Source organism: Okeania hirsuta, from assembly GCF_003838195.1.
Lineage (GTDB): Bacteria > Cyanobacteriota > Cyanobacteriia > Cyanobacteriales > Microcoleaceae > Okeania > Okeania hirsuta.
Window position 1 is genome coordinate 1 of the sequence record NZ_RCBY01000376.1, and the last position, 4,763, is coordinate 4,763.

The following is a 4,763-nucleotide window of genomic DNA, read 5'->3' on the forward strand; positions in this document are numbered from 1 at the left end:
AAAAACGAGCCTTAAGGAAAGGTAGAACATAGGTCATCCCGAGCCACTTTAGCTTGTGGATCGGGATGATGAGTCTCTGTCTAGATTATGGCTTGATCCATAAACTATCAATGAAGTATCGTTTCGAATCGAAGAAGTTCTTCACCAGCCGGAATCCAGATTTTTGGCAGTGCACTACCCTTCCACATGTATTTTGCGATAATTCTACCTCAAGGCCTCCCAGGCATCAAATGGATAAGACTGGAAATGGACCCCAATCTCTACCTCCTGCTGAACTTACTAACGATATAGCTTTTCGTTCACCAGTCAATGGGTATAGGTTCCCATGCTTGAACTGATCCACATCAAAGTTGCCGTCCAGCTCTCATTGATCCGATGTTGAAGGCTACTTCGTCATGTAGGCTTCAAGTATAACCGCAGGATCCTTCTTTTAGATCGACACCCAATAGCAGCATATCTCCTGGGGCCAAAGATTATGAGCTGCTTAGGAATCCTGGGACTTCCGAGTATTCCATGGCAGAAGACTTTTGATGATCGCCCAATTGTGCAGTTCTTCCAACACTGTAAAACTCTCCGTTCAAGGGAGCCATTCCAAATTGGTAGCTCTTCCTGTAGAGAATTTTGCAAAGCACTGAGGAGGGGACGATTTTAAAGAAATCCGTCACAGTGGCGAAGTAATACTTCGTTTTCAATCCATCACCAGCACCCAACTCAATCAAATCGAAAGGGTGGTCCCAATTGTTGAAGAATAGATCCCTTTTGTTGATCAAATATTTCGTATTTCCGAATCTTTAAATAGTAACTGGGCATGTGCATGATCGTTGAAAAATGCGATCGCCATGCTCATCGTAGAAAATTTAGGGAAATTTGTTTTTGGAACACGCTGCAGCCTTCCAGTACGCTTATGCAAAAGCTTTTTTACTCAGCTAGGACATATGATAGTCATGTTTAGTATTAGATACAAACGGTTAAGAAAGTAAAGCTGGAGCTGTTTTTGATCAGAGTTGGACCATGAACAGATGTCAATAAAACATCTTTTTAGCTAAAAGGATTATGCTTCGGCCAGAAATCAGTCTGAAAGCCGGAATCACCTACGAGGTCTGCGTGATTTTCTTTTAAGGCAATAAAACCACGGCGCCAAACTGGCTTTATTTGCCAGCGTATGCCTGTAAATTGCCATCTTTTATCGGTTGGAAAATTCCGGTACTAGGCGGATATGCGAACGAGGATAGCACAGGAGCCACCTCGAAGCACCATCTGATTGACCATGAATTTTCCATGTATTCACCTAAAGCTCCCTTCAATGCGGATAATAGGGTAGGGTAGGTAGGCACTTGCCGTCCACTCCCAACATTGCCAGCATTTGATAATCTTGCTCATGCTGTGGGCAATTGATGAAAATGACCATCTTCTAGAAAATTTCTTCCGCAGGACTTCTGTATACCATTTGCTGACAGGCGCTTCCCATTCGAATTCATCGGTTAACGTAAGCCTTTCCAACGGGCGAAGGCATCCGCTCAAAATAACTGACATGTGTAACGGTAAATTCAGGTCAACTTTTTGTAGCCATCATGGTGAACTGATACCATTCACCATCTTCTTTGAACCAGTGTAGGGAGCTTTAAACCAAACTTTTAGCCCATCCAACCTTCTAAAGCCAATGTTCGAATTTCATAACCGCCGGCTCAATGAATGCTAAGTTCTCCATTGGTCACCAGACATTCTGGATCTCATAGGAGTGAAGGTAAACTTTGTGTCTGTCAGTTCATTGTCCCACAAAAGCCTTCCCCTCAAAACCTACTTCATATACTCCTTCCGCTACTTTAGGAAAAGTCGCAGCTTCAGTAGTGGACTGGGTCTCTATTTCCTCTTTCGCTCTTGTAAGTAGGAAACAGGGGATTATTTCCCAAAATATATTTGATATCTGTGACCAGTAATTCTTGATGCGCTGCTGTGTTGTAAGCCGATTTCAACGAGATTGGCAATTCTGTGGTAAGGACTGCCCACTGTATTTTCTAACCACTGGCATGTGTTGGTCACGTGCGCACGATAGGCAAGCACATTGTCAAGCGTAGGGCGTGTCATATTTCCTCTGTTACTGCGCAGGATTCGGGCCCTGGCTTCGTAGTAGCTATTGAAAAATAGTTTAGTTTTAGATTAAAAGTTGATAGCCTTCCAAGTGCTCTACAAAATGAAATTTTTCGAAAAAACCAAGTCGTATGCCCAAATGCCATTGGGTGGCTCAATCCATCACGGGTTGCACAACATAATCTTCTGCGTGTAAGGCTCACAAATCTTTAACCCATGCTCTTACTTTATACATAATTGGCAAGTAGAGAAATCCACTGGATGTACGTGGCGTAACGTTCATTAATTGGATCACTTATTAGAACAAGAAAATAGGATTCAGACAAAATCTAAGATATTAGGCATCTACTACTTCTACGCCCTCCAGAAAGCTACTCGATCTTTGATCACTTTTGAGCATCCTTGGTGCTGGTAAACCAGGCTGCCATCGGCGTTTCTTTTCCATCTACGGATAGCTTAATAAGAAGCAGTACCCTTCCAAGGACAAACGGTTGAGTACCACTATCCTGGAAAAAAATCCTTGTTGAGGCTCCTACAGGAAAGTAGGCATTGCCCTCAATGTTGACGATGTCGTCGCTTTCGGCCAAAACTTGCCGTTCCAAATGCTTTCTTTTTCATATTAGTGGTTTACGTAGTTTCAGTCAACATGTTGGAGTTTCTGTCCATACAATAGAGATCAATCCACTCAATTAAGCCAATGAGGCCTTAATGGCTGAATGTCAAAAAAAGTTGTACTATTTCCTGCTGATCGTGCGATTGGGCAGAAGCCGTCACTACGTCAAGGGTAAGGCTGCGCCAGTCCAGTTTTCTTGATACCAATACCCACACTGCCAGATCCGGCAAAGTGTCCGGATAACTAATGGCTCTTGGGACCAATGGTTTACATAGAAGTACATGTCATTAACTGAACCGTCAGGGATGCCATCCCCAACCTATGGAGTTTAGGTTTTGATGGCTTCATTCTTCGTATCGGAATATAGACCCCAATATCAAAATGATGGGCAGGTTCTGATGGTTGAAGCATATGGGAACCCAGGCCAATAGAAACAAAAATTCTTGCGCATTGTTTTCTCGCTGGCTAATTCCAAGCAAAATTCTTTGTTGGGGTTTATCGAAAGAGTTCGCCCCTCTGTACGGGATGAGCGGCATCTGGTACCTATCAAGACCTTATTTTCCCATTTAATCCGAGTTATTGAAAGTAGCTCGAGCCAATCGTACACGCCTTCAGCCGTTTCGCCAGCCAAGTTAATATCGAGTCTTGATCACCTTCTCTTCCAATACAGCTAGAGAAAAGTTTCATACTCCAGAGCCAACTGATATCGATCTTGCAGGCGTGAGTAATCAGGCTTTTAAGCTATGTCCCAACCTAAATTGGTATTGATCATCCTCCTTATTTTAAGCAGGCAGTCGGCCGTACTGGCCAAGAACTGTGTGCGTGATGCAGGGTGGGATAGGCTGCCGTAACCTCTCCTGGTTCATATCGGTCCAGGCTTAGCCATGCTGACATAATTGCTCGGATTTTTATACCTTTCTAACTTTAAAATATATGGGTAATGTTGGCCCATTTTTATCCTACTGGCCTTACAGCCTATTTTCAGACATATTCTGTCGTTTAGCGACAACATCACAGAAGATTATGCAGTACAAGCAATTAGGAAGTTCAGAACTAAGGCCGAGTCGCTATCCCTAGGAGGTATGTCCTCCATACGGGGAGCAGGCTCGACCCTTCTTCATGAAGCATTTGAACTGGCATCAATTACTTTGATACTGCTGATTGTATGACAAAGGGGAGAACGAGCGAATTATTGGCAATTTGTTGAAGAGCAACGGCAGAGATATTTTGGCCACCAAAGTAGTAAATCAATGGCGGACTGATGGTATGGTTGGGATGGAACCCCACAAAGGCCTACATTAAGAAGGCCGTGAAAGAGAGTTTACAACGTTACAGACAGATTACATAGATTTTATCAACTGATGGAGGAACGCTTGAAGATCCAATAGATGAAAATATAGAAGCTTTTGAAGAGCTGTGCCAGAAGGATGCATTAGGTATTACGGCATCTCTTCCATTCGACACAATGTGATCGGGAATATGTCCAACGATCTAATATTGTCAGCAATATGATGCAGTACAGCCTATTGGATCGACTCCAGAAGGAATTCGCGCTTTTGCCATCAGCGAGCACGAGGTGGGCGTGTTGGTGCGAGGTGGGATTGCAAAGGGACTTCTGGCAAACAAGCTCCCCAGCCTATTTTAGGACATGACATTGAAGTCGTTCGCGAAGTCCAGGGGGTGCTAGATTCAAAAACTTCAGGCAAGCAAGCAAGGCCATTTAAGCTTTAGCTTATTGCTGGCAAAACCCAGCGTGGACAAGCATTGTCATGGTGCCAGTTCTTTGAACAGCTTAGTCAAAATGCAGAAGCTTTACAGTATTTATGTGCAGAGGAATTGTATCAGGAGCTTCAAGATAAGACACCCGTGTGGCAATATGAAAGCACAGATAAGAGGAGAAGTTCTCGCGATCAGAAGATGATTTCAGTGGCACCGAAGCCGTAGCGAGGGTGAAACTCATTCTTAAAGGATACCACCTCTGGGTATTTGATCAAGCGGGTAGCGATGGCATTTCGCAATTTTCCTTCGCCTACGCCATGAATCACGAACACGCGTTCCACCC

At 43.8% G+C, this 4,763-nt stretch carries 2 protein-coding genes; both read right to left on the reverse strand.

The features are described 5' to 3' along the window. Positions 1-2,474: 2,474 nt before the first annotated feature. The gene (locus D5R40_RS30415; protein WP_240041687.1) at positions 2,475-2,675 is read right to left on the reverse strand and encodes a hypothetical protein; all 201 of its coding nucleotides are present in this window, start codon (positions 2,673-2,675) and stop codon (positions 2,475-2,477) included. 1,936 nt (positions 2,676-4,611) lie between these two features. After that, complete coding sequence (locus D5R40_RS43070; RefSeq protein WP_124155691.1) at positions 4,612-4,761, reverse strand: Smr/MutS family protein; 150 nt, start codon at positions 4,759-4,761, stop codon at positions 4,612-4,614. Positions 4,762-4,763 lie beyond the last annotated feature (2 nt).